A 26,483-nucleotide genomic window follows, 5' to 3' on the forward strand; every position below is an offset into this window, starting at 1 on the left:
TTACTCCTTTTACTCAATCTTCCAACCTGTTCCGTGAGACCTAAGGCCGTGGTAATCTTAACCTAAAATGCAAGTAGGCCGTAATGCAAGGACTCCGCTTATGTTAGAAAATGATATCCGCCAATCAGTAAAATCTGCCCTCTGTGAAGACTTAGGTGGCACCGAAATCAACGATCAAACCAAAGCCATCGCTTATGGCGACATTACAGCAATGTTGATCCCCGCCGATAAGTACGCTGAAGCCACTTTAATCACCCGTGAAGAAGGCGTTTTTTGTGGTAAAGCATGGGCAGAGCAGGTTTTTAACCAACTCGGTGGTGAAGTTGCACTGCATTGGCATGTGGATGATGGCGATCTAGTATTACCCAACCAGCTATTATGTGAATTATCAGGTCCTGCGCGCGCTATTCTCACTGGCGAACGCACGGCAATGAACTTTATTCAAACACTTTCTGGTGTTGCCACCTTAACCAAACATTATGTCGATAAACTGGCGGGGACTCACACTCGCTTGTTGGATACTCGCAAGACGATTCCAGGCCTACGCACGGCACAAAAATATGCCGTCACCTGCGGCGGCGGAAAAAACCATCGCATTGGTTTATATGATGCTTTTTTGATTAAAGAAAACCACATTATGGTCTGTGGCGGTATTCGCCAAGCCGTAGATACCGCCCGCAGCTTGTACCCGAATAAACCCGTTGAAGTCGAAGTTGAGTCACTCGAAGAGCTCGCCTTAGCACTCGACTCTGGCACAGATATCATAATGTTAGATAACTTCGACATCACTAAGATGGTCGAAGCGGTTGAAATGAACAATCAATATAAGGCTAAAGGCGCCGGCGCTAAGCTCGAAGTCTCTGGTAATGTCACCTTAGATACCTTAGCCGAATTCGCCAAAACAGGGGTGGACTATATCTCAGTTGGCGCACTCACTAAGCATGTTCGCGCCTTAGATTTATCACTCAGATTAAAAGCTTAAAACCGCTAGATGTTAATAACTGGCAGTGGAATGTTCTCGCAAAGTACCGTAAGCACATTCCACTCATAAAATATTAAGGCGAAATGCCTTTGTTTTGTAGGGTTCCTGCAAACCAAATGCGAAATCCTGCCTGCACTATCATACTCAGCATTCCCCCTCACGATGCACTCACCCCGTCACCATTTTATGTCACCAATTTGACAACATAGAGAGACACGCCAGCTAAACTGATATTGTCAAAAAGTTGTTATAACCTAACCTGTCGATAAGTTAGCCTTTTATACAAAAACAACACTTTATTAGTACTTTATACTTAATTTTTGTTTCCTTTTACCTAACTTTGTACTAACTTTTACCAAGGCGAGATGGCCGTTTGGTCAACCTCACCTAAGGTCAGCACTGGGATTCTTTTTAAAATTGTCTAGTTCACGTTTTTTGAGAGGCATATTTTTGAAAACGTTAGCCTAAGGTGCGGTTGCCGAAACAATTTATTCAAACAAGTGCTAACCCATCATTAACTTAGTGCTAATTTAGCAAAGCGAGCTTGGATAAATCAGCATGAGTCATTACACATGGGTCATTCAAGATCATCGGTGTACTGTTAATGTTACATAGATCATATAAATGATTTTATTGACATAAATGAGTAATAAAGTTTGATGAGATAACACAATTTATAGAGTAAAACAGCGGTTAGGTTAAACACTCTATTCAACCACAGTAAGTCACTAAATAGTTAGCTGGAGAGAAAAATGAAGGCCATGAATTTAAACAAAGCATTAAATAAAAAAGCTCAGGGTTTTACTCTGATCGAACTGATGATCGTAGTCGCCATTATCGGTATTTTGGCTGCAATTGCACTGCCTGCGTATAAGGATTATGTAGTCACAGCTGAAGGTGGTGCTGCAATGAAAGGCCTCACATCAGTTGCGACCAAAGTACAAGCTTGTGTTCAAACGGGTATCGGTTGCAGTGGTACACCAAACGAACTTACTGCAGAATTAGCAAAAAATGCTCAAATAACAGCTAGCGCAACTCCTGCTGAAGGTACTGGGGCAACTTTAACGTGGGCAACTAAAAACTGCAGCTTAGCTGGGGTTTTTGATAATAACGGTGGAGTGACATACACAATGACAGCCGTAGGTCGTGCCGATATTAATTTGTGCAAAAAAGGGGCTGGTATAAAAATTTAGAAATACAGAATAGGCTGCTCTAGAGCAGCCTTTGCCTTTAAAATAAGAGTAATACTGATAAAATGCCCACTTCTGGTCTTCACTTAGGTTTATCCACCTTATTTATCCGTAAAGGCCTGCTAAATGAAGAGCAGATGGCTAACGCCATCACAAAATCCCGTCAGAATAAGCAAGCATTAGTCAGCACTTTAGTACAAAGTAAACTGGTTTCAGCCCGTGCTATTGCCGAGCTTTGCTATGAGGAATATGGCACCCCATTACTCGATCTCAATGAATTTGATCTTGCTTCCATTCCTGAGGACTTCCTCAATAAAAAACTCATTGAGAAACACCGTTGCTTACCGCTATTTAAAAGGGGAAATCGCCTGTATATAGGCACATCCGACCCGACCAATATTGCCGCCCTCGAAGATTTCCAATTTAGTGCAGGCCTGCACGCCGAAGCGATTCTGGTTGAAGAAGATAAATTGGCTAAAGCGCTAGAAAAAATCCTCGAAGAAGATATCAGTGGTCTCGATTTAGGCAGCATGGATGAAGCGGCACTGGCGAGCATTGAAATTACTGACACTGACAGACGTAATGAAGAGTCCGCAGGCGAGGCCAGCGATGATGCACCTATTGTTATCTATATCAATAAAATTCTAACCGATGCCATTCGTAAAGGCGCCTCGGATTTGCACTTCGAACCCTATGAGAAGCGCTACCGCATTCGTTTTCGCATCGACGGTATTTTACACGAAGTCTCTGAACCCCCTATAAGCCTTGCAGGTCGTTTATCGGCGCGCCTAAAAGTAATGTCGAAACTTGATATCGCCGAACGCCGCGTACCGCAAGACGGCCGGATCAAGATGAAGCTTTCCCGCACTAAGTCCATCGACTTTCGGGTAAGTACCCTGCCGACCCTGTGGGGCGAAAAAATTGTAATGCGGATCTTGGATTCATCCTCCGCACAACTGGGCATTGAAAAGCTCGGTTACGAGCCCGACCAAGAAAAACTTTACCTTGAGATGTTAGCAAAACCCCAAGGGATGATTTTAGTGACCGGCCCAACAGGCTCAGGTAAAACAGTCTCACTCTATACAGGATTAAATATTCTCAATACTGAAGAGCGTAATATTTCTACCGCCGAAGATCCGGTAGAAATAAACCTTGAGGGTGTAAACCAAGTTCACATAAACTTAAAAGCAGGCCTCACCTTCGCCTCCGCTTTACGTTCATTCCTGCGCCAAGACCCCGATGTAGTGATGGTGGGTGAAATTCGCGATCTTGAAACCGCCGAAATTGCCATTAAAGCGGCACAAACGGGTCACTTAGTATTATCGACCCTACACACAAACTCGGCCGCCGAAACCTTGACCCGTTTAATCAATATGGGCGTGCCCGGTTATAACATCGCCAGCTCAGTTAACCTGATTATTGCCCAGCGTTTGGCGCGTCGACTTTGCCCCGAATGTAAGCAAGCTGAAATCATCCCCGAGCATGAACTATTACGTTTAGGTTTTTCTCAAACACAAATTACCCAAGGCTTTACTACCTTTAAACCTGTAGGCTGTGAACATTGCTCTGCTGGCTACAAAGGCCGGGTTGGTATTTACGAAGTGATGAAGATGTCCGATGAGATAGCGCGTACTATCATGGAAGGCGGTAACTCCTTACAAATCGCCTCCCAAGCTAAAGCACAAGGGATGCGTGATTTACGTCAATCTGGATTATTGAAAGTGATTCACGGCGTAACTAGTATTGCAGAAGTCAATCGTGTAACAAGTTTTGGTTAAATTTCGTGTTTTATACCTAAGCTTTAGGCTGAGCAAGTACTACAAGCCAGTTTAAATAATCGACACCTGCTACTTAAACTTATTTTTTCAAAACTTCGGCATTCAAGTACTTATTATTTTATAGGAATAATTTATGGCTACGGCAACGACAGCAAGAAAGCCTCGTACTAAGAAAAACGAGCAAAAAAGCCAGCCAAAAATCTATACCTTCGAATGGAAAGGCGTTAACCGCGATGGAAAAAAAACGGCAGGAGAGCTTAGAGGTTCAACTGTAGCCGAAATTCGTAGTCAGCTTAAATCACAAGGAGTAAACCCTAAGAGCGTTCGTAAGCAGTCCTCTCCACTATTTAAGTTAGGTGAGCCGAAAATCACACCTATGGATATTGCCATGATGACCCGTCAAGTCGCGACTATGTTGGCGGCAGGCGTTCCTTTGGTAACGACATTTGAACTACTCGGCCGTGGCCATGAAAAAGCTAAAATGCGGGAATTACTGGGTACTATTTTAACCGAAATTCAATCGGGTATTCCCTTATCAGATGCAATGCGCCCCCATAGACGTTACTTCGACGAACTATATGTTGACTTAGTCGCCGCGGGTGAGCATTCAGGTTCACTCGATTTGGTTTTCGATCGAGTCGCAACCTACAGAGAAAAAACGGAAGCGCTTAAATCAAAAATTAAGAAGGCCATGTTTTATCCTGCTGCAGTTGTAATTGTCGCTATTTTAGTTACGGTTTTGTTACTTCTTTTTGTGGTACCACAGTTTGAAGATATTTTTAAAGGCTTTGGTGCAGAACTGCCCGCCTTTACGCAACTGGTACTGCATATTTCCCGCGGCTTACAATCCTCTTGGTATATATTTTTAGCTGCCATTGTCGGCGGTGTATTTTTATTTGTACGCGCACATCGAAACTCGCAAATTTTACGGGATAGAGTCGATGAAGCCGTGCTTAAAATCCCAGCCATTGGACCGATTTTACACAAAGGCGCCATGGCACGTTTCGCCCGCACCTTAGCCACCACCTTTGCCGCAGGTGTGCCGTTAATTGATGGCTTAGAGTCCGCCGCTGGCGCATCGGGTAATGCAGTTTATCGCAAAGCCATATTGAATATTCGCCAAGAGGTCATGGCGGGGATGCAGATGAATGTCGCTATGCAAACAACAGGGCTCTTCCCTGATATGTTAGTGCAAATGGTAATGATAGGTGAAGAATCCGGCTCATTAGATAACATGCTCAATAAAGTCTCAACCATCTATGAAATGCAGGTCGACGATGCAGTTGATGGCTTATCAAGCCTAATAGAACCTATTATGATGGTGGTTATCGGTACTGTTGTGGGTGGTTTGATTGTTGCCATGTACTTACCTATCTTCCAGATGGGTAATATTGTTGGCGGCTAATTATTACGCCTCACTTCCACAAATAATATATAAGAAATTGAATGACTGAATTTATCTCTCTTTTGAGCCACTCTCTAAACCAGAGTCCTTGGCTCTTTATTACGCTAAGCTTTATTTTTGCCGCCACCATTGGTAGTTTTTTAAACGTGGTAATCCACAGATTTCCTGTGATGATGAAACGGGAGTGGCAGCAAGAATGTAATCAGTATTTGCAGGAATACCACGAAGACATAGTCAAAAAAATAGGGATAGACCAACTCAATAGACCTATTGATGGCTTTCCTGAAAAGTACAATCTTGTGGTGCCGGGCTCTGCTTGCCCTAAGTGCAAAACGGCGATTAAACCTTGGCATAATTTACCTATATTCGGTTGGTTAATGCTCAAGGGAAAATGCGCCGCTTGTCACGCCCCCATTTCCGCCCGCTACCCAATAATTGAGTTCATCACAGGGCTGCTTATTGCGACTTTGGCGTGGCACTTTGGTCCAAGCTGGCAATTTGTCTTTGCGAGCATACTGACATTTGTACTTATTGCCCTTACTGGTATCGATCTTGATGAGATGCTGCTGCCAGATCAAATGACGTTACCGTTACTTTGGCTCGGCTTGATCATCAATCTAAATCATACCTTTGCGAGCCCAACCGATGCCGTTATCGGTGCGGCAGCTGGCTATTTAAGCTTGTGGTCCATTTTTTGGCTATTTAAGATCCTCACTGGCAAGGAAGGCATGGGCTATGGGGACTTTAAACTGCTCGCAGTTTTCGGTGCTTGGCTCGGCTGGCAAATGCTGCCGCTGGTCATTTTACTTTCGTCCTTAGTCGGAGCTGTCGTCGGTATCACTATGATTGTCAGTAAACGCCTCAAACAAGGTAATCCCATCCCATTTGGGCCTTATATTGCTGCTGCAGGCTGGATAGCCCTAATATGGGGTCAACCTATAGTGGATTGGTACTTAAGTACGTTATAGAACAGGCTTCACTTAAGGATAACGGAACGTTCGCAAGCTCACTCACTGAACGCTTCGCTTACCGTAAGGGCGAAGCCCGTTCCGTAGACTGTAAGGACGAAGTCCGTCCTAGCAGCGTAGCGCCCTTCATAGCTTTTAAGAGAGTTTTATGTCCAAATTTGTTGTTGGCCTTACTGGCGGCATAGGTAGCGGTAAAACGACTGTTGCCAATTTATTCGCCGCAGAAGGCATTACCTTAGTCGACGCCGATATCGTTGCCCGCGACGTTGTCGCTCAAGGTTCAAAAGGACTTGAGGCCATCGTTAGCCATTTTGGGTCTGAGATATTAACACCTGAGGATGAACTCGATCGCGCCAAACTGCGGCAACGGATATTTAGCCATCCTGAAGAACGTGAATGGTTAAACCAGCTATTGCACCCGATAATCCGCCAAGAAATGCTGGCGCAGGTAGAAAAAGCAACCTCAGCCTATGTAATTATGGTCGTGCCCTTGCTATTTGAGAACGGGTTAGATAGGTTAGTCAATCGGACTTTAGTGGTGGATATTTCGCCTGAGTTGCAAATCAGCCGCACCACAAAAAGGGACAATGTTGATGCATCTCAAGTAAATAACATCATTAACAGCCAATTGAGCCGCAGCGAAAAACTCGCCCGAGCCGACGACATTATTGATAATCAGGGAGAGATATCAACCTTAAAACGAGAGGTGCTAGCATTGCATCAACGCTATTTACAACTATCTGGTACTCATAACGCCCATGACTGAATTAGTTTACGAACAGCCCCTAAACGAGAAAATTCGCAGCTACTTGCGGCTCGAATACCTCGATAAACAGCTGCAAAGTAACCTAAGCAATGACCACCAACATAGATGTTTTTATCCGCTGTTTTCCCTCTGTGAATTGTCTGAACGCTGCGATTATCGCAATGAAGTATTAAAAGATATTGAGCGGCACTTGCTGCAACTCAGCAAATGGCAAGAATTAGATCACGTCGACCACCAGCAAATCAATATCTATATCAACGCCCTCACCCAAGCCCGTGAACCGTTACAAAAGCCTGAACGCTTCGGCAGCCAATTAAAACAAGACAAATTTATTTCCGCACTACGACAACGCTTCGGCATGCCAGGTGCTTGCTGTAACTTCGACCTACCACAACTGCATTATTGGCTATCTAAACCTTGGGAAGAAAAACAGCACGATTATCGCTCTTGGATAGCGCATTTCGAACCTTTACTTACCCCGATCACGTTACTACTTCAACTTACTCGTAGCACGTCCCATTACGACAATGCCGTTGCCCACGCAGGCTTTTATCAAGGTGACAGTGCCCAAGCACTTGCTTTGGTAAGGGTTAAAGTCGATGCATACCACGGGTGTTATCCTACGATTAGCGGCCATAAAAACCGTTTCGCTATCCATTTTGTGCAGTTTGAACAACAACGCCACTCCGACCGTTCAATTGATTTCTTACTGGCTACCTGTGCATGAAGCCTTTACACTAATGGCCTGAAAGACATTCGTATTGGCGGCCGCTTTATCGCCGTTAACCAAGAGAACAATTATGCCATTGACCGTTAACTGCCCTATTTGCAAAGCCCCTGTCGAGTGGGTGCCACAATCTGCATTTAAACCTTTTTGCAGCGAGCGCTGTAAGTTGATCGACCTCGGCGATTGGGCGTCAGAAAAACACGTCATCCCAGTCAAAGCCGAATTTGATCCAGAAGCATTTGATGAATTTGATCTCGATGAAGGCGATTTTTTTAAAGAGTAATTTTGGGTTTACACACGAATAACTCAGCTCAAGCCTTTAATGCACTTACCTTTACCCACTCATTAATCGATAAATATTATGACTAAACGCATCCATGTTGCCGTCGGCATTATTACTAACTCGGCCGGTGAAATTCTGTTGGCAAAACGCCCAGATCATTTACATCAAGGTGGGAAATGGGAATTTCCTGGTGGTAAAGTTGAGACAGGCGAAACTGTCACTCAGGCATTGATCCGTGAACTCAAAGAGGAAGTCGCGCTCAATGTCACTGATAGTCAGCCATTTATGGCGTTGAGTTTCGACTATCCCGATAAACAAGTGCTACTCGATATCCATTCAGTCACAGAATTTAACGGCACAGCTCAAGGCCTTGAAGGTCAGCTTATCGCTTGGGTCACTAAAACCGACTTAACCAATTACGACTTCCCAGAAGCTAATAAGCCTATTCTTGAAAAAATTCTGGATCAGTAATCCAGCAATTTACCTTATCCTCTCAATGTGTTCTGTCCCCGAATCACAATTCGGGGATGAAATTTTTCAATGCCTTAACTCCGAAAAACATGTAATTATGCGTTCGTTAAGCTTACATACCCAAACCACCTGAAGATGCAGGATTCAGCGGGAATTTAACGCACTTTAGGCAAGGCGGCTATTTGCAGACCTAGCGGGCTAAGTTAAAAATAATCAACACAGCATAAAGTGCGTTAAAACACGCCGAGACGGAGCGCCTAGGGCACTCCACTTCCGTGTTGCATCAATTCAAAAGGTGGCCGACATTCTGTCATTGATGCGCCTTGAATTGAAGCACCCTAGGCACTCTGAAACTCGTATCTTCAGGTAGCTTGGGTATAGATATTAGCAATGCGTGATCTTGCTTGCAGCAAATCAATTAATCGCTTTAATCGTATCCAGAATAATGTTTGAATCGAATTTCATTCTTTCTCTTCGATTTCGAGGGCGCATCATGCACAATAACGTTAAGGCATTCCTAGCCACTACCGCCTTATTTTTTAGTTGTCAGGTACTAGCCAATGGTGGCTGTGGATTTGAAGAACAACAACAGGGTTTAATTGCGACCTGCAGTGAGGAGAAACAAGAAGTGATTTTAACTGGTATAGTAGAAGCACAACATTTAGTCACAGATCTCAATGAGTTTGCTGAAGGGTATAAAACCTATCAAGTCGATACCACTGCAATCACCCCGCTTAAAAGCATCACTGAACCTACAGAAATTGTTGTGATCATTGGTACTTGGTGCCCAGATTGTCACCGGGAAACGCCGCGCTTTATCCGTATTATGGAAGAAGTCGCTAATCCCAATATTAAAGTGACCTATATTGGTGTCGACCGAACGAAAAAAGATCCAGAAGGCTTAGCCGCAAAATACGACTTTACCCGCATTCCAACCTTTATTGTGCTGCAGCAAGGTAAAGAAGTTGGCCGCATCGTAGAGCGTCCAACGGTTTCCTTAGAAAAAGATCTCGCCGATTTATTGAAATAATCGCCACAGTACAAACAATAAAGGCCGCATCGCGGCCTTTGGTTTTTATCATGTTTCAATAAAATATTAGCTGACTTCGTCAATAATCCGCTGAGCTAACATCACTAAAACACCTTCACGTAATGCGCCGCCAGATAAGGCTAAATGCTCGATCCCCAGCAACTCAAACAAAGCCAATAGAATAGCGACACCCGCAGCAAAAGTCGGTGCTCGCTCACTGCAAAGCCCAACAATCCCCATTAAGCTAATATCTTCTTGAGCGAGGATCTCAGCCTTCAACTGAGTAAGCACATCGAGTGTGATAGTTTCAGATAACCCTCGGTGTAGTAACACTTCTACCACGGACTGTACAGCGCCGGAGGCACCAACGACACAATGCCAACCAAGATCACGTAGGGTTTGTCTATGCTCAGCTAATGCGGTTAGCACTTGCTGCTTAGCATCATCGAAATCTAACTGCTGCAGCGGCAAACTGCTGAAAAATTGGCGATTATAAGTCACGCTACCAAAGGGCAAACTGGTTTTGAACAGCACTTGATGCCCATCGCCAATGATAAACTCTGTACTCGCCCCACCGATATCAATAACCAAGCGACGGCCTTGACCACAAGTGGTCGCCACCATACCTTGATAGATGAGCTCTGCTTCACGCATACCAGAGATAATTTCGATCGGATGACCTAAGAGTGGCAATGCACGCTGATTAAACTCATCAGCATTGCTAATACTGCGAAGAGTTGCAGTTGCAATCACAGCAACATGGTTTGCTTCAATCTTATGTTGCACCAACATCTGGGCAAACATACTCAAACAGTCGAGGCCGCGCTGCATGACATCGGGGCTTAATTTGCCATCGTTGCCTATGCCTTCGGCGAGCCTCACCTTGCGTTTATATTTCGCAATAATATGCGGCTGACCACCACGCGTTTTGGCGATCAGCATATTAAAACTATTTGAGCCTAATGTTATAGCGGCATAAGCGGGTGTTGGCATTTACGAATGTCTACGTGTCCTATCATGACGAGGAGGGCGAGCACCACTGCGTTGAGCACCTGGGCGGCTTGCCCCTGAACGATCACGCAAGTTTCGAGTGCCGCTAGGGTGTTTACGGTGGATCTTCGCTGGCGTAGGAATATCGGCCAGTAAAGCTTCACTGTCGTAGTTACTTACTGGAATCGAATGATTGATGTAGCTTTCGATTGCAGGCAAGTTCAATGCGTACTCTTCACAGGCAAAGCTTATCGACATGCCTTTATTACCCGCACGACCCGTACGACCGATTCGGTGAACATAGTCTTCGCAATCATCAGGTAAATCATAGTTATACACGTGTGAAACGTCAGAAATATGTAAACCACGAGCCGCAACATCAGTAGCAACCAATATATCTAGTTGGCCACTGGTAAATTGCTCAAGGATACGAATACGCTTTTTCTGTGGCACATCACCCGTTAATAAACCCACACGATGTCCGTCACCTTCAAGCCAAGACCAAAGCGTTTCACAACTGTGCTTAGTGTTGGAGAAAACGATGGCTTTTTCTGGCCAATCTTCTTCAATCAAGGTCAACAGCAAACGCATCTTCTCTTCTTGGGAAGGATAGAAGATTTCTTCTTTGATGTTTTTGGAGGTTTTTTCTTCGGGGGCGATTTCAACTTTAACGGGCTCATTCATATGATCATAAGCCAGCTCTTGTACTTTCATGGACAAGGTTGCCGAAAATAACATATTAAGACGTTGATTTGCCTCAGGCATACGTCTAAATAAGAAGCGAATATCTTTAATAAAACCAAGATCAAACATACGATCGGCTTCATCAAGTACCACAGCCTGAATTGAATTCAAGCCAATAATACCTTGGCGAACGTAGTCGATAATTCGACCCGTTGTACCAATCAAGATATCAACACCTTGATCTAATACTTTACGCTGCACATCGTAACTTTCACCGCCATAAACAATACCCACCTTTAAGTGTGTATGCTTAGCGAGTAAAATCGCATCTTTGGCAATCTGAATCGCCAGTTCACGAGTCGGGGCCATAATGATGGCGCGGGGCTGATTAATCAGTCGCCCTTCAGGTATGGGAGTCGATAATAAATGATTAAACGTGGCGACCAAAAAGGCCATTGTCTTACCAGTGCCCGTTTGTGCTTGGCCTGCGATATCTTTTGATTGGAGTAATACAGGCAGTGATAACGCCTGGATCGGCGTACAAAATTCGAAGCCGTTCTCGGCAAGGGCCTGTTTAACCTCAGGATGTAGAGGTAGGTCGGCAAACCTTTGGGTAGATAGATGTGTTTCGCTCATAGCGCAAGCTTACCTGTTGAGGTTGCAATAAGATACTCGATCGTTTGAAATAGCCACATTGTAAAAAGGTAACTTGAAAAGCTATTTTTCAGCCCCAATATACATGGTAAGCCATTAACAAACCAGCAATGGCACCCAAACTGGAGAACATCATGAGCGATAAAATTATATACCTGAGTGACGACAGCTTCGAAAACGACGTATTAAAGTCTGATTTGCCAGTATTGGTAGACTTCTGGGCCGAGTGGTGTGGTCCTTGTAAAATGATCGCTCCAATTTTAGACGATGTGTCTGAAGAATATGCAGGTCGCTTGACTATCGCTAAATTAAACGTTGACCAAAACAATGTTTCTCCAGCGAAATATGGCGTTCGTGGCATCCCAACTTTACTGCTATTCAAGAACGGCGAATTAGCCGCGACTAAAGTTGGCGCACTCTCAAAAACGCAATTGAAAGAGTTTATTGACGCTCAAATCTAATTTGACGTCGTAATGAGTGACCTCCGGCACAAGCTATAAATTAATTGTGCCGGAATTTCCCTAAATTTCTGGACGCCCCGCTTTGTTAGTGCTACTTTAATAACCAGATTCTTTCTAATAACCTCTTCTCGCTCGTCAATCACTATCCTGAATTACATCCTTACTGATTGATCGCGGTAAGCTTTGTCGCGTAACACAAGACCCCCAAAATGAACTTAACTGAATTAAAAGACACGCCGATTTCTGACCTAGTCTCGCTAGCTGAAAATATGAAGCTCGAAAATATGGCCCGCGCTCGCAAGCAGGACATTATTTTCTCAATCCTTAAAGCCCACGCAAAAAGTGGAGAAGACATTTTCGGTGGTGGGGTATTAGAAATACTCCAAGACGGTTTCGGCTTCTTACGCAGCTCAGACGGTTCTTATTTAGCTGGTCCAGATGACATCTATGTCTCACCAAGCCAAATTCGCCGCTTCAACATGCGAACGGGTGATACCATTTTTGGTAAAATTCGCCCACCAAAAGAAGGCGAGCGTTATTTTGCTCTATTGAAAGTCAACGAAGTTAACTTCGATAAACCAGAAAACTCCCGTAATAAAATCCTCTTTGAAAACTTGACTCCACTCCACGCAGAAGAACGTATGCGTATGGAGCGCGGCAACGGCTCAACTGAAGATATTACAGCGCGTATTCTGGATTTATGCTCACCGATTGGTAAAGGTCAACGTGGTTTGATCGTTGCACCACCAAAAGCCGGTAAAACGCTATTACTTCAAGGTATTGCTCAAAGCATCAGCTACAACAACCCAGAAGTGGTGTTGATGGTATTGCTTATCGACGAACGCCCAGAAGAAGTAACAGAGATGCAGCGCCTCGTTAAAGGCGAAGTTATCGCATCAACCTTCGATGAGCCAGCCAGCCGTCACGTTCAAGTTGCCGAAATGGTGATTGAAAAAGCAAAACGTTTGGTTGAGCACAAGAAAGACGTCGTTATCTTACTCGATTCGATTACCCGTTTAGCCCGTGCCTATAACACTGTTATCCCGTCATCGGGCAAAGTGTTAACTGGTGGTGTGGATGCAAACGCTCTACACCGTCCAAAACGCTTCTTCGGTGCGGCACGTAACATCGAACACGGCGGCAGCTTGACCATTATCGCCACAGCCTTGGTTGATACGGGTTCTAAGATGGACGAAGTAATCTACGAAGAATTTAAAGGTACAGGTAACCAAGAGCTACATTTGTCACGTAAAGCGGCAGAAAAGCGTGTGTTCCCAGCCATTGACTTCAACCGCAGCGGTACCCGTCGTGAAGAAAAACTCACGACTCAAGAAGAACTGCAAAAAATGTGGATCCTGCGTAAGATCCTCAATCCTATGGATGAGGTCAGCGCAATGGAATTCTTAATCGATAAATTGGCGATGACCAAGACTAACGAAGAGTTCTTTACCGCCATGAAACGCACTAAGTCTTAAATCTCACTCAGTGAGTCTCTAAACTAAAAGCCGCATTATGCGGCTTTTTTGTTATCTAAGATTTTTTCACTGCTAAGATTTTACTCAAGTTTTTACTCAAAGCCTGTGTTCGCTGCCGGAGCATTTCCCGTAGTAAGAGCACGACAGGCGTGACATGTTCACGTCCTGGGCACACTAAGTACAAATCGACGGGCTCCCCCTGATACTCAGGCAACAAACGTACTAATCGCCCTGAGATTAAGTCATCGGCCAGATCTAGACTCGACTTAAATACCAACCCTTTGCCAGCCACAGCCCAACGGCGGGCAATCTCGGCATCATTAGCACTACGATTGCCCGTGACACGCACTTTGAATTCTTGAGCATCACGCCTAAATAGCCATTGATCGTGGGTGCGATCATCTAACTTATAAAACAAGCAATTATGCTCAACTAATTGTTCTAATGAATCAAGCGCACCAAACTTGACGAGATATTCAGGTGAAGCGCACAAGACACGATCAACACTGCAGATAGGGAAAGCCACTTGGTTAGAATCCTGCGGTTTTCCATAGCGCACGGCAACATCAATTTTATCGTGGTAAAAACTGCTGATATTGTCGCCAAGGTGCAAGCGCACTTGCAGTTGAGGGAAATCGAGCAAAAACTCGTCGAGCCAAGGCACAAACAGATTACGGCCAAAGTCTGAAGAAACCGACAGGCTTAAGGTGCCAGATATTTTACCTTTATCACTGGCGATAGCCTGTTCGCCAAGCGCTAAATCGCTTAGCGCACGTCGGCAATGAATAAGATAACGCTCACCTTGCACAGTCAAACGTAAGCTGCGTGTCGTGCGGATAAATAAACTAGTATCGAGCTGTTTCTCAAGCCGTTTTATTGCTGCACTGGCAGAAGCAGCCGAGATATCCATCTCGGCTGCTGCGGCAGATATATTGCCGCAATCAGCGACTCGCACGAACAAAGCTAAATCATTAATTAGCATGATTATCAAAAATCCTTTGAAAAAATTACAAACTTTATCCTGTTTATCTCTTGGCTAATATTCCACACAATGGCTACACGATACAAGTACACTCAAACAAGTAAACTCCAGCAAGTACACCCAGAGGAATAAACATGAAAGCCATTGGTTACCAGACAGCAGGTGCAATCACAGCGCCCAATGCATTAGAAAACATCACGCTAGCCGAGCCAACTGCGACAGGTTTTGACCTTTTAGTGGAAATCAAAGCCATTTCTGTCAATCCGGTTGATACAAAAATCCGTGCATCTAGCTCAGCGTCTGCAGGCGAATACAAAATTATCGGCTGGGATGCGGTCGGTGTCGTCAAAGCCGTTGGTGAGAAAGCCAGTCTTTTCAACGTTGGCGATGAAGTGTGGTATGCGGGCGATATCAGTCGCAGTGGAAGTTATGCAGAATATCAATTGGTTGATGAGCGAATTGTCGGCCATAAACCTAAAAGTTTAACCTATACCCAAGCCGCGGCATTACCTTTAACGGGGATTACGGCATGGGAGATTTTATTCGACCGTTTAGCTTTACCCCAAGATGGTTCGGCAACTGACGCCCGTATTTTAATTATCGGTGCGGCCGGCGGTGTGGGTTCAATCATCACTCAGCTTGCAGTAAAACTCACTGGTGCAGAAGTGATAGGCACTGCATCTCGTCCTGAATCCGCCGCTTGGGTGCACAAACTTGGTGCCGATGCTGTCATCGACCACACCAAGCCACTTTCGCAGGAACTTGCCAATATTGGTATTACTGATGTGACTCATGTGATTAGCTTAACCCAAACCGATCAGCATTTTGATGAAATAGTACAAGTGCTTAAGCCACAAGGAAAACTAGCATTAATCGATGATCCTAAGGGGCCATTAGATGTGATGAAACTTAAGCGTAAAAGCTTATCCTTACACTGGGAACTGATGTTTACCCGCAGCCTTTATCAGACCGAGGATATGATTGCGCAACATCACTTACTCAACCGCTTAAGCGCCCTTATCGATACAGGCGAGTTACAGAGTACGTTCGGTAAACACTACGGCACCATTAATGCCCAAAACTTAATCAAAGCTCACGCTCAGATAGAGTCTGGCAAAGCGATCGGTAAAATTGTTTTAGAAGGTTTTAACCAATGAAAATAACAGTGTTTGCTCAAATCATAGCGAATCAAGGCCAAAGCGATACGCTATTTAAGATACTCAAGCAACTCGTGACAGACACTCATACCGAGGCTGGCTGCATCGAATACAAACTGCATCACTCATTAGATGATGAAAATATCTTCTGGATGTACGAAATTTGGCAATCCCAAGCCGCACTGGATGAACATATGGCGAGTACGCACTTTCAAGCATTCGTCGCTCAAACCGCAGACATAATCAATCAAGCTGACATTCACAAAAGCTACGCCTGCTAATCAACAAAAAAGCGCCAAACACGTTGGCGCTTTTCATCATTTATACTTATCAAATCAAAGTCATGGCCATCTTGCGGCGTAAATACGCGATTTGCTGCATGTGTGGCAAATCCTTAGGACAGTTGTCTTGACAGCCGAGTAACGTCATACAACCAAATACGCCATCCTGATTGCCAATCACATGGTAAAAATCCTCGGCAGTACGAGCGTCACGGCTATCCATCTCAAAACGAGCTATTTTCATCATGCCCACAGCGCCGACAAAAGTTTCACGCATTTGTTTAGTCGCACAGGCAGAAACACATACGCCACATTCAACGCAGCGCTCTAGCTCATACAAACGCGCAGCTTCATCTGGATCCATAGGATCTTCAAGCCGATGCACGCTTATATCATTGGCCTTAGGGTGTAACCACAGCTTTAAGCGTTCGGCCAGTTCCCGCATAAACTTACCAGTGTTAACCGAGAGATCACCAATCAACTCAAAACCTGGCAGCGGCATTAAGGTGATTTCGCCCTTAGGATATTTGGCCGTTAAGGTGCGGCAAGCTAGCGTCGGGAAACCGTTGATCACCATAGCGCAGCTACCACAGATACCAGCACGACAGACAAAGTCGAACTGCAATGAAGTGTCTTGTTCTTCCCTGAGTTTATTAAGGGCGATAAATACCGTCATCCCCGGCGTTTCGGTGAGCTGATAACGCACCATTTTCGGCTTATCGTTTGGCTCCTGCGGATCATAACGAAAGATATTAAAGGTTAACTGACGACCTTGGCTCATTATGATTTTTCTCCTAACGCATTGGCAGATGGACTTTTTAAAGTATCACTTAAACGTTCGTTATTAGGTTGTAAGCTCTCGGGTAATTCAAAGGGCATAAGAGCCCGCTGCCTTTGATAACGGTCAGCATCATCACCTAGCTCAGCTAAAATCTCGGCAATTTGCTGTTCACGCTTTTCGGTATCGGGATGCACTATGGCGTTGTTGATGCCATAACCACGATAACCCGGCGGGAGTTCCATCTTCATCACATCGAGTGCTTCGTAGTTAAGCACAGGTTCGAGTGCCTCGGGATCAGGCCAGCTGGCCAGGGTGCGATTCAGCCAGTCTCGATCATTTCGCTGCGGATAATCCTCGCGAGCATGGGCACCACGACTCTCTGTTCGCGCCGCTGCGCCGCAGGCTACTGTTAGCGCCACTTTTAGCATACGCTTGACCCGCAGGGCTTCAACTAACTCAGGATTGGCGTGACGCTTTTTACACTTAAGTCCGAGTTTACGCGAACGCTCGAGCAACACTTTTAGCTCGGCAACCGCTTTTTCAAGCTCGGGGCCATTACGGAAAATCCCCACATAATCCATCATGATGCGCTGCATTTCGCGCTTGAGTTCAAAGGCGCTCTCGTGACCATCACCCTCGACCAGCACATCGATTTCACTCTGCACCTGCTGCATAAACCGTTCTGCAAGCTGAGTGTCGATCTCAAGGCTATTGTTCTCACAAAAATCGGCGACATATTTACCAATAATCATGCCGCCAACCACGGTTTCGGCCAACGAATTACCGCCTAAACGGTTAAAGCCGTGCATGTCCCAACAGGCCGCCTCACCTACGCTAAATAAGCCTTTAAGCTGCGGACTTTCACCTGTGGCATTAGTCCGAATACCACCCATAGAATAATGCTGAGTTGGGCGTACAGGGATCCAATCTTTAGCGGGATCGATGCCAAGGAAATTCTCACAAATTTCCTGTACTTCCCTAAGATTCGTTTCAATATGCTTGCGACCTAAAAGGGTAATATCTAGCCACAAATGCGGGCCATAAGGGCTATCGACGCCCTTACCTTTACGTATATGTTCGGTCATGCGACGCGATACGACATCCCGCGATGCCAACTCCTTTTTATCGGGCTCATAGTCAGGCATAAAGCGGTAACCGTCTTTATCGCGCAATAAGCCGCCATCACCACGACACCCTTCCGTTGTTAAAATGCCCACGGGAACAATGGCAGTGGGATGGAATTGTACCGCCTCCATATTGCCAAGCCTTGCCACGCCCGTTTCCAATGCCAACGCTTGGCCAATACCTTCGCAGATAATCGCATTGGTCGACACTTCATAAATTCGGCCATAACCACCAGTGGCTATCGTAGTGGACTTAGCCACATAGGCTCTAAGTTCACCCGTAATCAAACAACGAGCAATCACGCCATGACAACGCTTACCATCGTGAATAAGTGCCAAGGCTTCGATACGTTCATGGACGGGAATATCCATGGAAATCGCTTTGTTATCCATAGCGTATAACAGCGAATGACCCGTACCGTCGGCGGTATAACAAGTGCGCCATTTTTTAGTCCCGCCAAAATCACGGGCGTTGATAAGACCATGGGCTTCTTGGGCCTCATGTAGCGTGACTTTTTGCGCATTGACTATCACTTCTCTCGGGCCAGCACTCACCCTTGACCAAGGCACGCCCCAATTTGCTAATTCACGCACGGCCTTAGGTGCACAATGGGCAAACATACGCGCCACTTCTTGATCGCAGCCCCAGTCGGAACCTTTTACCGTATCTTGAAAATGCACATCCTCATCATCGCCCATTCCCTTAACGGCATTGCCTAAACTCGCCTGCATCCCCCCTTGAGCGGCAGCAGAGTGGGAACGTTTTGCAGGAATGAGTGACAGAACTAAAGTGTCAAGCCCACGCTCTTTCGAAGCGATAGCGACCCTTAAGCCCGCGAGCCCAGCTCCTACCACCAATGAATCGGTATAAATCAGTTTCACGCCTGCTCCTTAATGGGGTCTATTGTTTTGTGCTGTTTTTTTATGTTCGACATTCTATTCACTGATTAACTTAATCATTGATTAAAAGCGGAATTAACTCGCGTAGGGTAAAAATGCCAGAAGTGAGGCGACACCAACAGTGACAAATAGCACACTCACTATGGTCTTGATCTTACGTAATCGACTGCGGTTGTTGAGATCCCGCGCCGCGCCCCATTTCAAAGCCACACGGTAAATGCCAATTGCTGCATGTAACTCCACAGTGAGCAGTAAAGGCAGATACACCATCCAGACACCTTGATTCCAAATACGATCGGCGCTTCCCTGAGGGCCAATGGTTTCGGGAGCCGAGCCAATAAGCCACAAATGCACAGGCAACAGCAGTAAAATCACTACACCAGTAATGGCTTGCCAGCGCCACAAGCGAGTATCGCTGTGGTTGATCACTTGCATTTGTTGGCGTAGCGCCCTTTGCTGACGCAGACTCATGGGTAATTTTTGCAATGCCACTAACACGTGCACTAACGTCAAAATGGCAATACCAATGGCAATACAAGTCACTACCCAAGGATAACCGTGTCCATCAGCGGACAGAAAACTCAGCTCCATGGTGCGTGCCACCCAACTCATGGCATCCGCACCCAATAAAATCGATGACACTAACACTAAGTGGGTCCACAAAAAGACTGCGAGTATTACCCCTGACAAACTCTGGCTTAAATCCAGCCAAGCACTCCATTTTTTAATATTTAATTTGATCGCCATCCTATCGCCTCACGCCGTTGACCTTATCGAGCCAATCTCATTAAGTCTTATCGCAAACTAATATCGCTCACACATCCACACGAAAACGTGAGCCAGATCAATTGAGTGCTGAATAATTAACCTAATGCTTAATAATAGCAGTGAAACATAATCCTGCTGCTGGCTTAAAGCCTACTCAGGTACGAAGGGCTGCACAGGAATACCGAGCTCGCTACCGATAAATAGATATGAAACAAGGCTCGCAGTACCAAGGCATAGCAAGTAAATAATCAGCACCTTAGCGAATTTTCGCAGACCTGAGCGCTGGGTGGTTATGCCCCACTTTACCGCCACGCGATAGAGACCAATCATGGCGTGTACCACTACAGCGGGAAGTAACAGCGCATACAGCAACCAAGCATTATCGTGATAAACCCGCTCAGCTGATAAATGCGGGCCAATTTCGGGATTCAAAATCATAGTGAAGAGGTGAACAGGAACGAGGAAAAATAAGATAAAGCCGGTGATCAGTTGCCAAAACCACGCATGGGTATCCTTATGCTTGATATTCCCCATGTGCGAACGCAGAGCTCGCCATTGCCCTAGCTGCGCCGGAAAACGCCGTAGCGCCACCGCGGCATGTACTATCACCACCAATAGCATAAACACTGAAAACACTTTAGTGACTATAGGAAAGCCATGTCCTGTGCTGCTAAACATTCCACCTTCAAGCAACTGAACAACCCGATAAAAAGCCTCTTTACCCAGCAAAATACTCGATTCAAAATGCATGTGTAATAGTAAAAAGCTGCCAAGCATAATCCCTGTCGCACTCTGCAGCCTATCAGCCTTAGCCGACCAAGGATGACCTAGCGGTGTACTCACCCTATTGTGAACTCGAGTTATGCTTGTCATCTTGAATTAACCTATGTCGTTTATCGTTGGCACCTCTTGGCAAACTACACCATAGCAGCAACTCAAATCAGGCTTCAGTGTCACAGATTTAAAGCGTGAGCCAACTCACCTGACGGAGTTAAACTCTTAGAAGATGATCACAAAAAACGTATCAAAACCAAACAAAGGTAAAACCAATTAACCAATATTTTTCATAGCGTTATATCAGATAATAAAACAGACAATTCGCTTTTTAACACCAATCCATACCCGCCAACTAACGCCTTGTCTGTATAGACAAAAGCGCAATACCAGGATAGCCAGTCGTCGAACCTAAACCCTAGTGGTAACCAAACGACCTTACCTAAAGCGCTTTAAATTCCCGCTACATCCTGCATTTTGGGATAGTTTGGGTATACAATACCGCGATATTTTGAACCCTTAGTTTATGAACACTCAGTCACAGGATGCCCCCATGCCTTGGATCCAACTCCGTATAAACACCAATAGCGATGACGCTGAAACCATCAGCGACTTGCTCATGGAAGAAGGTTCAGTCTCTATCACCTTCGAAGACGGTAAAGATACCCCTATTTTTGAACCTAAATTAGGCGAAACCCCACTGTGGCGCGATACCGTGGTAGTGGCCTTATTCGATGCAGAAACCGATCTGACACCGACCATCGCCATGCTGAAAACCTTGCCTTTCCTCGGTGAGAACTTCAGCCATAAAGTCGAACAAATTGAAGATAAAGACTGGGTACGCGAATGGATGGATAACTTCCACCCCATCCAATTTGGCACACGTTTATGGATCTGCCCAAGCTGGCGCGAAATCCCTGATCCAACCGCAGTCAATGTGATCTTAGATCCGGGTCTTGCCTTCGGCACTGGCACTCATCCCACGACAGCACTGTGTTTAGAGTGGCTAGACAGCTTAGATTTAAGCGATGAAGAAGTGATCGATTTTGGCTGTGGTTCAGGTATCTTAGCCGTAGCCGCACTGAAACTGGGAGCGAAAAAAGTCACAGGTATCGATATCGACTATCAAGCCATCGACGCCTCGCGTGCCAACGCCGAGCGCAATGATGTCGCTGACAAGCTAGCCTTGTACTTACCAGAAGACCAACCCGCCGATCTCAAAGCCGACGTACTGGTCGCTAACATTCTTGCAGGCCCACTGCGTGAATTAGCGCCTTTGATCGCAGAACGCGTAAAAACCGGTGGCAAACTTGCCCTTTCCGGTCTCCTCAAAGAACAAGCCCAAGAAATCTCTGACTTTTATAGCCAATGGTTCGATATGGACGCAGCGGCTCACAAAGAAGATTGGAGCCGCTTGACAGGTAAGCGTAAATAGCGCTAAAGGGTGGCGCAACATGCGCCACCGCTGGCTTCCAACAATTTGGCCTCTGACTTCTCGTCGATTAAAAGTCAAGAAAAAAAATTACCTCTAGGTCATTTATTGACCTTTTCACGGCCAACAAAAAGGGCTACTATAGCGCCCCTTTGAAGAGCTAAGGTGAAACATAAAATGCAGATTGGACCCTATCAACTGAACAATCAGCTGATCGTGGCACCAATGGCAGGTGTCACCGATCAAGCCTTCCGCAATCTTTGTCTTCGTTATGGCGCAGCCTTAGCGGTTTCCGAGATGCTTTCATCCAATCCCGAGGTTTGGGATACAGATAAAAGCCGCCAGCGCATGACGCATTCTGGCGAGGAAGGCATCCGCTCAGTGCAAATTGCAGGGGCTGATCCTGATTTAATGGCGCAAGCCGCCTTGTTCAATGTCGAACAAGGTGCTCACATCATTGATATCAACATGGGTTGCCCGGCGAAAAAAGTGAATAAAAAGCTGGCAGGCTCGGCGCTAATGCAAAATCCAACGCTGGTAAAAGAGATTTTACAAGCCGTGGTCGCCGCAGTGAACGTGCCTGTCACGTTAAAGATTCGCACCGGCTGGGAGCCAGAGCACAAGAATGGTGTTCAAATCGCCCAGATTGCAGAGGATTGTGGCATCGCCTCGCTCGCCGTTCACGGCCGCACGAGACAATGTATGTACAGAGGCAACGCCGAGTACGACACGATCAAAGCAATCAAACAGAATGTCTCGATTCCTGTTGTCGCCAATGGGGACATCGACAGTCCGGAGAAAGCCCGCTTTGTGCTGGAATACACCGGTGCCGATGCCTTGATGATAGGACGGGGTGCTCAAGGACGGCCTTGGATTTTCAGAGAAATCCAGCACTACTTGGAAACGGGTAATAAGCTAGCGCCCATTGAGGTTGCCGAACAGCGTCAAGTGATGCTGGAACACCTCACCAAACTGTATGACTTATATGGTGAATACAAGGGTATCCGCTTCGCCAGAAAACATATGGGATGGTACCTAGACCAAGAAGCTCAGCGCCAATTTAGGGCTGACTTTAATCGGCTGGAAACCACTGCAGAACAGTATTCCCTCGTGGAATGTTATTTTGATGAATTAGTACAGAATTAATAAAGAGCAGAATAGAATGTTTGATCAGACAACTAACACAGAAGTTCACCAGCTTACCGTTGGCAAAATCGAAACAGCAAACGGCACTATCAAGCCCCAGTTATTACGTGACGCCGTCAAGCGTGCCGTAACTAACTTCTTCGCACAGTTGGACGGTCAGGAAGCACAAGAAGTTTATGAAATGGTGCTAAGCGAAGTTGAAGCGCCTCTGCTTGACATCATCATGCAACACACTCGTGGCAACCAAACCCGCGCAGCAAACATGCTAGGTATCAACCGTGGTACTCTGCGTAAAAAATTGAAAAAATACGGCATGAACTAATCCGAAAGGATTAAACTGTTGTATTAAAAAGAAAAAGCCTGAAGAAATTCAGGCTTTTTTGCTATTTAATACACACATAGTTACACACAGTCAAAATCATGCTTGGTTTGTCATTCATCTCACGTTAACTGGTGCTCCTCCCCAATACCAGGCACTTGACTCCATCTAGACACCAAAATCAATAAACAACTCCATACACGCCCGTCGCACAACTTTGGCAGGTATCATCATCGAACATATGCCCTGCATTCATAGACTCATTACAGTGCTTGCACTTTCCACGGGCAATCTTACTATCGTGGATAGCTTTTGCTGCAGACTTAACCTGTCGCGGTGTAGAACTAAGAGCCATTTTCCGTTGAATAACCCATTCAAAGCTCGGTTCATGCGGATGCGGCCAAGTGATTAAACCAATGGAGATGGCTATGTAATCGTCAAATATATCGACACTTATATCTTTATTATATAAGGAGCTTGTGACTTTATCGGATAGAACATCAAAGTGTTGTTCCACAAACCTGCCGCAAGCGCTGTAGGCACATGTGGCCGTTCCATCTTGAGACTTAAAATTGGCATCAATTAATTTATTGCACTTAGTGCAGATAAAGAATGCTGGTGACTGGTCTATTGCCCGCGTTACCGCTTTTAGACTGTGCGTTAACCTTTTAGGATTCACGCCAATTTTTTTGTGGATTAGCTTATCAAAATAACCATTATTACACCGGACATGTGCTGTTACGGTGAAATCCGCATCAAGATGAACGGTATAAAGTGGTCTATTAGGTAACGTAATCGACTCATTTAGAGAAAGGTCATGGCAATCGAGTGTAGGGGGTTTGCTGTTCTTCGTTTCAGAGCCGTAAATGTGATACGAATTCCACTCAAAAGATTTGAAAGGGCTGCCTATCTCATCAAGCAGTGCCATTGTTTCTATTGGTATTATTAAATCCATTAAAACCAGATAACGGTCAATTAAATCTGGACGCCCAGTAAAGCAGATGGCGTTTTGCTCCAGCAGTGATTCAATCGTGGGAATGCAGTCGAGATCCATCTAAAACCCTTATTAGTAAAGCTAACCATGTAAAGGCCCTTGCTATGTAGCCTATCTACATTCTTTACTATATTTAATTACCCGTCAAAGTACTGCATAGCGTCCAATTTTAAGCATTTCAAATGCACTTTTAATAGGGTTTTCTGATTTATCGAAACCTCTATACCAACGCACTTTTATTCCTAGATAGTCTGCCCAACCAATTCCCCTTTTAAAGTCTCGCCATTTATTGTTTTTCGCACAGCATTCAACAAACTGATTAACCAACAAGTACTGATTATGTCCAGCTGAGTACTTTCCATTTTCAAAAGCATCTAGATAAAAAGGAAATGCTAAGTTGTCCTCTGCTCGACGATAATGATAAGTACCCCATATCCAATTAGTTAGCCATAAAAAACTACCGTCTAGTCCTGCTACTTTGATTTCATTAATAAATTGTGAAATCAGATCTTTAGACAACTCAGAGTTTTTACGGAGAGCCAACCCCTTAGATAAAAGTTCAAAATACATCTGTGGCGCTAGGGATCTTACATCGCTTTTGGCTTGAGCTATCAAAGGCGATAAGGCAAATGCGTCTAGGTATGTTAGGCAAGACTTGAGATCATTAAAACTGAAAGTATTTAAAATTTCTACTGTAAGTGTTGAGCAAATATAGCTGGTGTTATGTTCAATATCTAAAGCTTTTAGTTCCCAAAATGCTTGAGTTTCATCAAACCACCTACGATCAATTGACATTGGGTCAATAACATCATGAAAGCTTAATTCCTCCTTAACGATATTCTTAAAATTACTGTGGATCCTGTTTAGTCTGTAGTCTTGCTTTTTCAATTTATTAACTAAATCAGAAACAAACTCAACTCCATACTGCTTTTCAAGCTCGACAAATATTGAGGTTGAAAATCTTGCTAAAAATAAGATAATTCTAAAGCAGTTTCTAGTTTTGGTATCAATACTTCTTTTATGAGCAATCGATTTCGTTTGTTCCATCGCAGACAGTGAATCGCTAAGATTCTGAAGCAAGTTAGCCCAACTAGGAAGATTTTTAGCTGTTGACCATCGTGATGCATTTTCAAGGTTTTGTGACAATCGATAATTGTCAGTGAAGCCATAATCGGGAAAATGAAAGCGAGTTTGATTGGTCTTGGTGACGTCATACATCCAATTAAATACTGTTGATATTGGCCAAGTTATGGATTTACCTTGCACATCAGGTAGCCACCAATACTTATCAGAAGGCGAAATATTCAATTCTGTAGCAACGTTATGTTTTAAAATATTTTTTTGATACGAAAGAATCATCCGATCAACCAATCTATTTTTCAGCAACCACTGAATCGAGTCAGACTTCGACAGGAAAGTACTGTCTCCTCTCAAGAAGTCCTTATATTGAAAAAGTGTATCGTCTATCGTATTAGTAAATGCATACATTACCTTCAAGCTACCAGTTGCCTCTAAGATAGAAAAAGCAAGAAGCTCAACTAACGCCATAAAATTAGCCGTTAATTCTCCATCTTCCTTAGCTAGCCGCCTTAGCTGAGTTTGAATCGACTTTTTCATCGTTTCGTCGCTCATAATACTTGAACAGTCATTCTTTTGTGGCAATATTCCGGTGTGTTCAAATAAGGCTTTTGCTATATCACCAAGGGTTGGATACCCCCCTGTGTCAGGATTGTTGTCACCCCTTAAAATCATCCAATAATTAAATAAAGGGGGCGGTCAATGAGAGCTCAATGGAACGATATTCACCTGAACGTAAAGACGCTGTCTTAAAGAAATTATTACCTCCCCACAATATGACGGTCACGGAAGTGGCTCGCAGTGAGGGGATCTCCTACCAAACCCTGTATCATTGGCGAGATAAAGCCAAAAAAGAGGGTCGCCCTGTGCCAGGTAAAACATTA

At 44.9% G+C, this 26,483-nt stretch carries 27 protein-coding genes; 18 read left to right on the forward strand and 9 right to left on the reverse strand.

Annotation, left to right across the window (positions count from 1 at the left end; genetic code table 11):
- Window positions 1-100: 100 nt before the first annotated feature.
- The 10 genes from nadC (at window position 101) to L5M18_RS17590 (ending at window position 9,600) form a co-directional block, all read left to right on the forward strand.
- Window positions 101-982, forward strand: a complete 882-nt coding sequence (nadC, locus tag L5M18_RS17545) for a carboxylating nicotinate-nucleotide diphosphorylase (protein ID WP_263197990.1) — start codon at window positions 101-103, stop codon at window positions 980-982.
- A gap of 752 nt (window positions 983-1,734) precedes the next feature.
- Window positions 1,735-2,175: a prepilin-type N-terminal cleavage/methylation domain-containing protein gene (locus L5M18_RS23435; protein ID WP_317629901.1), complete on the forward strand. Its 441-nt coding sequence runs from the start codon at window positions 1,735-1,737 to the stop codon at window positions 2,173-2,175.
- A 62-nt stretch (window positions 2,176-2,237) separates the two neighbouring features.
- Window positions 2,238-3,950, forward strand: coding sequence for a type IV-A pilus assembly ATPase PilB (gene pilB, locus L5M18_RS17555; protein WP_263197992.1), 1,713 nt, complete (start codon window positions 2,238-2,240; stop codon window positions 3,948-3,950).
- Window positions 3,951-4,083: 133 nt separating this feature from the next.
- Window positions 4,084-5,355 carry a type II secretion system F family protein gene (locus L5M18_RS17560; protein WP_263197995.1) on the forward strand — a complete coding sequence of 424 codons (1,272 nt, stop codon included), beginning with the start codon at window positions 4,084-4,086 and terminating at the stop codon, window positions 5,353-5,355.
- A 41-nt stretch (window positions 5,356-5,396) separates the two neighbouring features.
- Window positions 5,397-6,323: a prepilin peptidase gene (locus L5M18_RS17565; RefSeq protein ID WP_263197997.1), complete on the forward strand. Its 927-nt coding sequence runs from the start codon at window positions 5,397-5,399 to the stop codon at window positions 6,321-6,323.
- A gap of 148 nt (window positions 6,324-6,471) precedes the next feature.
- Complete coding sequence (coaE, locus tag L5M18_RS17570) at window positions 6,472-7,089, forward strand: dephospho-CoA kinase (RefSeq protein WP_263197999.1); 618 nt, start codon at window positions 6,472-6,474, stop codon at window positions 7,087-7,089.
- Window positions 7,082-7,816: a cell division protein ZapD gene (gene zapD, locus L5M18_RS17575; protein WP_263198001.1), complete on the forward strand. Its 735-nt coding sequence runs from the start codon at window positions 7,082-7,084 to the stop codon at window positions 7,814-7,816. Before coaE ends, zapD begins: the two co-directional genes overlap by 8 nt.
- Before the next feature lie 73 nt (window positions 7,817-7,889).
- Window positions 7,890-8,099, forward strand: a complete 210-nt coding sequence (yacG, locus tag L5M18_RS17580) for a DNA gyrase inhibitor YacG (protein ID WP_006083355.1) — start codon at window positions 7,890-7,892, stop codon at window positions 8,097-8,099.
- Between the two features lie 78 nt (window positions 8,100-8,177).
- Window positions 8,178-8,570 (forward strand): 8-oxo-dGTP diphosphatase MutT, encoded by a 393-nt coding sequence (gene mutT / locus L5M18_RS17585; protein ID WP_198573100.1) that lies wholly within the window; start codon window positions 8,178-8,180, stop codon window positions 8,568-8,570.
- Between the two features lie 493 nt (window positions 8,571-9,063).
- A complete protein-coding gene (locus tag L5M18_RS17590) occupies window positions 9,064-9,600 on the forward strand; it encodes a thioredoxin family protein (RefSeq protein WP_113940794.1) in 537 nt (178 codons plus the stop codon).
- Window positions 9,601-9,666: 66 nt separating this feature from the next.
- Here the strand turns inward: L5M18_RS17590 and L5M18_RS17595 are convergent, their stop codons facing one another.
- Both L5M18_RS17595 and rhlB read right to left on the reverse strand, forming a co-directional pair.
- Window positions 9,667-10,593: an exopolyphosphatase gene (locus L5M18_RS17595; RefSeq protein ID WP_219255455.1), complete on the reverse strand. Its 927-nt coding sequence runs from the start codon at window positions 10,591-10,593 to the stop codon at window positions 9,667-9,669.
- Window positions 10,594-11,910, reverse strand: coding sequence for an ATP-dependent RNA helicase RhlB (rhlB, locus tag L5M18_RS17600; RefSeq protein WP_063884693.1), 1,317 nt, complete (start codon window positions 11,908-11,910; stop codon window positions 10,594-10,596).
- A 152-nt stretch (window positions 11,911-12,062) separates the two neighbouring features.
- On the opposite strand from rhlB, the gene trxA reads away from it, so the two are divergent.
- Together trxA and rho are read left to right on the forward strand one after the other, a co-directional pair.
- Window positions 12,063-12,389 (forward strand): thioredoxin TrxA, encoded by a 327-nt coding sequence (gene trxA / locus L5M18_RS17605; RefSeq protein ID WP_105250415.1) that lies wholly within the window; start codon window positions 12,063-12,065, stop codon window positions 12,387-12,389.
- A gap of 209 nt (window positions 12,390-12,598) precedes the next feature.
- On the forward strand, window positions 12,599-13,864 hold the full coding sequence (gene rho, locus L5M18_RS17610) for a transcription termination factor Rho (protein ID WP_011787892.1): 1,266 nt from the start codon (window positions 12,599-12,601) through the stop codon (window positions 13,862-13,864).
- Window positions 13,865-13,919: 55 nt separating this feature from the next.
- Here rho and L5M18_RS17615 read toward each other — a convergent pair whose 3' ends face one another.
- On the reverse strand, window positions 13,920-14,846 hold the full coding sequence (locus L5M18_RS17615; protein WP_263176920.1) for a LysR family transcriptional regulator: 927 nt from the start codon (window positions 14,844-14,846) through the stop codon (window positions 13,920-13,922).
- Window positions 14,847-14,980: 134 nt separating this feature from the next.
- On the opposite strand from L5M18_RS17615, the gene L5M18_RS17620 reads away from it, so the two are divergent.
- Together L5M18_RS17620 and L5M18_RS17625 are read left to right on the forward strand one after the other, a co-directional pair.
- The gene (locus L5M18_RS17620; protein WP_263176919.1) at window positions 14,981-16,003 is read left to right on the forward strand and encodes a zinc-binding alcohol dehydrogenase family protein; all 1,023 of its coding nucleotides are present in this window, start codon (window positions 14,981-14,983) and stop codon (window positions 16,001-16,003) included.
- Window positions 16,000-16,284, forward strand: coding sequence for a putative quinol monooxygenase (locus tag L5M18_RS17625; RefSeq protein ID WP_263176918.1), 285 nt, complete (start codon window positions 16,000-16,002; stop codon window positions 16,282-16,284). The genes L5M18_RS17620 and L5M18_RS17625 overlap by 4 nt, the downstream gene beginning before the upstream one ends.
- 49 nt (window positions 16,285-16,333) lie before the next feature.
- Here the strand turns inward: L5M18_RS17625 and L5M18_RS17630 are convergent, their stop codons facing one another.
- The 4 genes from L5M18_RS17630 to L5M18_RS17645 form a co-directional block, all read right to left on the reverse strand.
- Window positions 16,334-17,065 (reverse strand): fumarate reductase iron-sulfur subunit, encoded by a 732-nt coding sequence (locus L5M18_RS17630; protein ID WP_113940800.1) that lies wholly within the window; start codon window positions 17,063-17,065, stop codon window positions 16,334-16,336.
- Entirely contained in the window at window positions 17,065-19,071 is a 2,007-nt protein-coding gene (locus L5M18_RS17635; RefSeq protein ID WP_263198002.1) for a fumarate reductase flavoprotein subunit, read from the reverse strand. Before L5M18_RS17635 ends, L5M18_RS17630 begins: the two co-directional genes overlap by 1 nt.
- Before the next feature lie 93 nt (window positions 19,072-19,164).
- Window positions 19,165-19,836 carry a fumarate reductase cytochrome b subunit gene (locus L5M18_RS17640; protein WP_263198005.1) on the reverse strand — a complete coding sequence of 224 codons (672 nt, stop codon included), beginning with the start codon at window positions 19,834-19,836 and terminating at the stop codon, window positions 19,165-19,167.
- A gap of 171 nt (window positions 19,837-20,007) precedes the next feature.
- Window positions 20,008-20,730 carry a fumarate reductase cytochrome b subunit gene (locus L5M18_RS17645; RefSeq protein WP_263198006.1) on the reverse strand — a complete coding sequence of 241 codons (723 nt, stop codon included), beginning with the start codon at window positions 20,728-20,730 and terminating at the stop codon, window positions 20,008-20,010.
- Between the two features lie 454 nt (window positions 20,731-21,184).
- Between L5M18_RS17645 and prmA the strand changes: the two genes are divergently transcribed.
- The 3 genes from prmA (at window position 21,185) to fis (ending at window position 23,531) form a co-directional block, all read left to right on the forward strand.
- The gene (gene prmA / locus L5M18_RS17650) at window positions 21,185-22,066 is read left to right on the forward strand and encodes a 50S ribosomal protein L11 methyltransferase (RefSeq protein WP_105250427.1); all 882 of its coding nucleotides are present in this window, start codon (window positions 21,185-21,187) and stop codon (window positions 22,064-22,066) included.
- A gap of 174 nt (window positions 22,067-22,240) precedes the next feature.
- A complete protein-coding gene (dusB, locus tag L5M18_RS17655; protein WP_263198013.1) occupies window positions 22,241-23,209 on the forward strand; it encodes a tRNA dihydrouridine synthase DusB in 969 nt (322 codons plus the stop codon).
- A 16-nt stretch (window positions 23,210-23,225) separates the two neighbouring features.
- Window positions 23,226-23,531, forward strand: a complete 306-nt coding sequence (gene fis, locus L5M18_RS17660; protein WP_006083371.1) for a DNA-binding transcriptional regulator Fis — start codon at window positions 23,226-23,228, stop codon at window positions 23,529-23,531.
- A gap of 178 nt (window positions 23,532-23,709) precedes the next feature.
- On the opposite strand, the gene L5M18_RS17665 is transcribed toward fis, so the two are convergent.
- A complete protein-coding gene (locus L5M18_RS17665; protein ID WP_263198008.1) occupies window positions 23,710-24,582 on the reverse strand; it encodes a hypothetical protein in 873 nt (290 codons plus the stop codon).
- A gap of 84 nt (window positions 24,583-24,666) precedes the next feature.
- Window positions 24,667-26,274 (reverse strand): hypothetical protein, encoded by a 1,608-nt coding sequence (locus L5M18_RS17670; protein WP_263198009.1) that lies wholly within the window; start codon window positions 26,272-26,274, stop codon window positions 24,667-24,669.
- A gap of 38 nt (window positions 26,275-26,312) precedes the next feature.
- On the opposite strand from L5M18_RS17670, the gene L5M18_RS17675 reads away from it, so the two are divergent.
- Window positions 26,313-26,483 (forward strand): transposase (locus L5M18_RS17675; RefSeq protein ID WP_263190459.1); only part of this gene is annotated, 171 nt, incomplete at its 3' end.

Origin of the sequence: Shewanella sp. SM20, assembly GCF_025654545.1 — a bacterium.
Classification (GTDB): domain Bacteria; phylum Pseudomonadota; class Gammaproteobacteria; order Enterobacterales; family Shewanellaceae; genus Shewanella; species Shewanella oncorhynchi.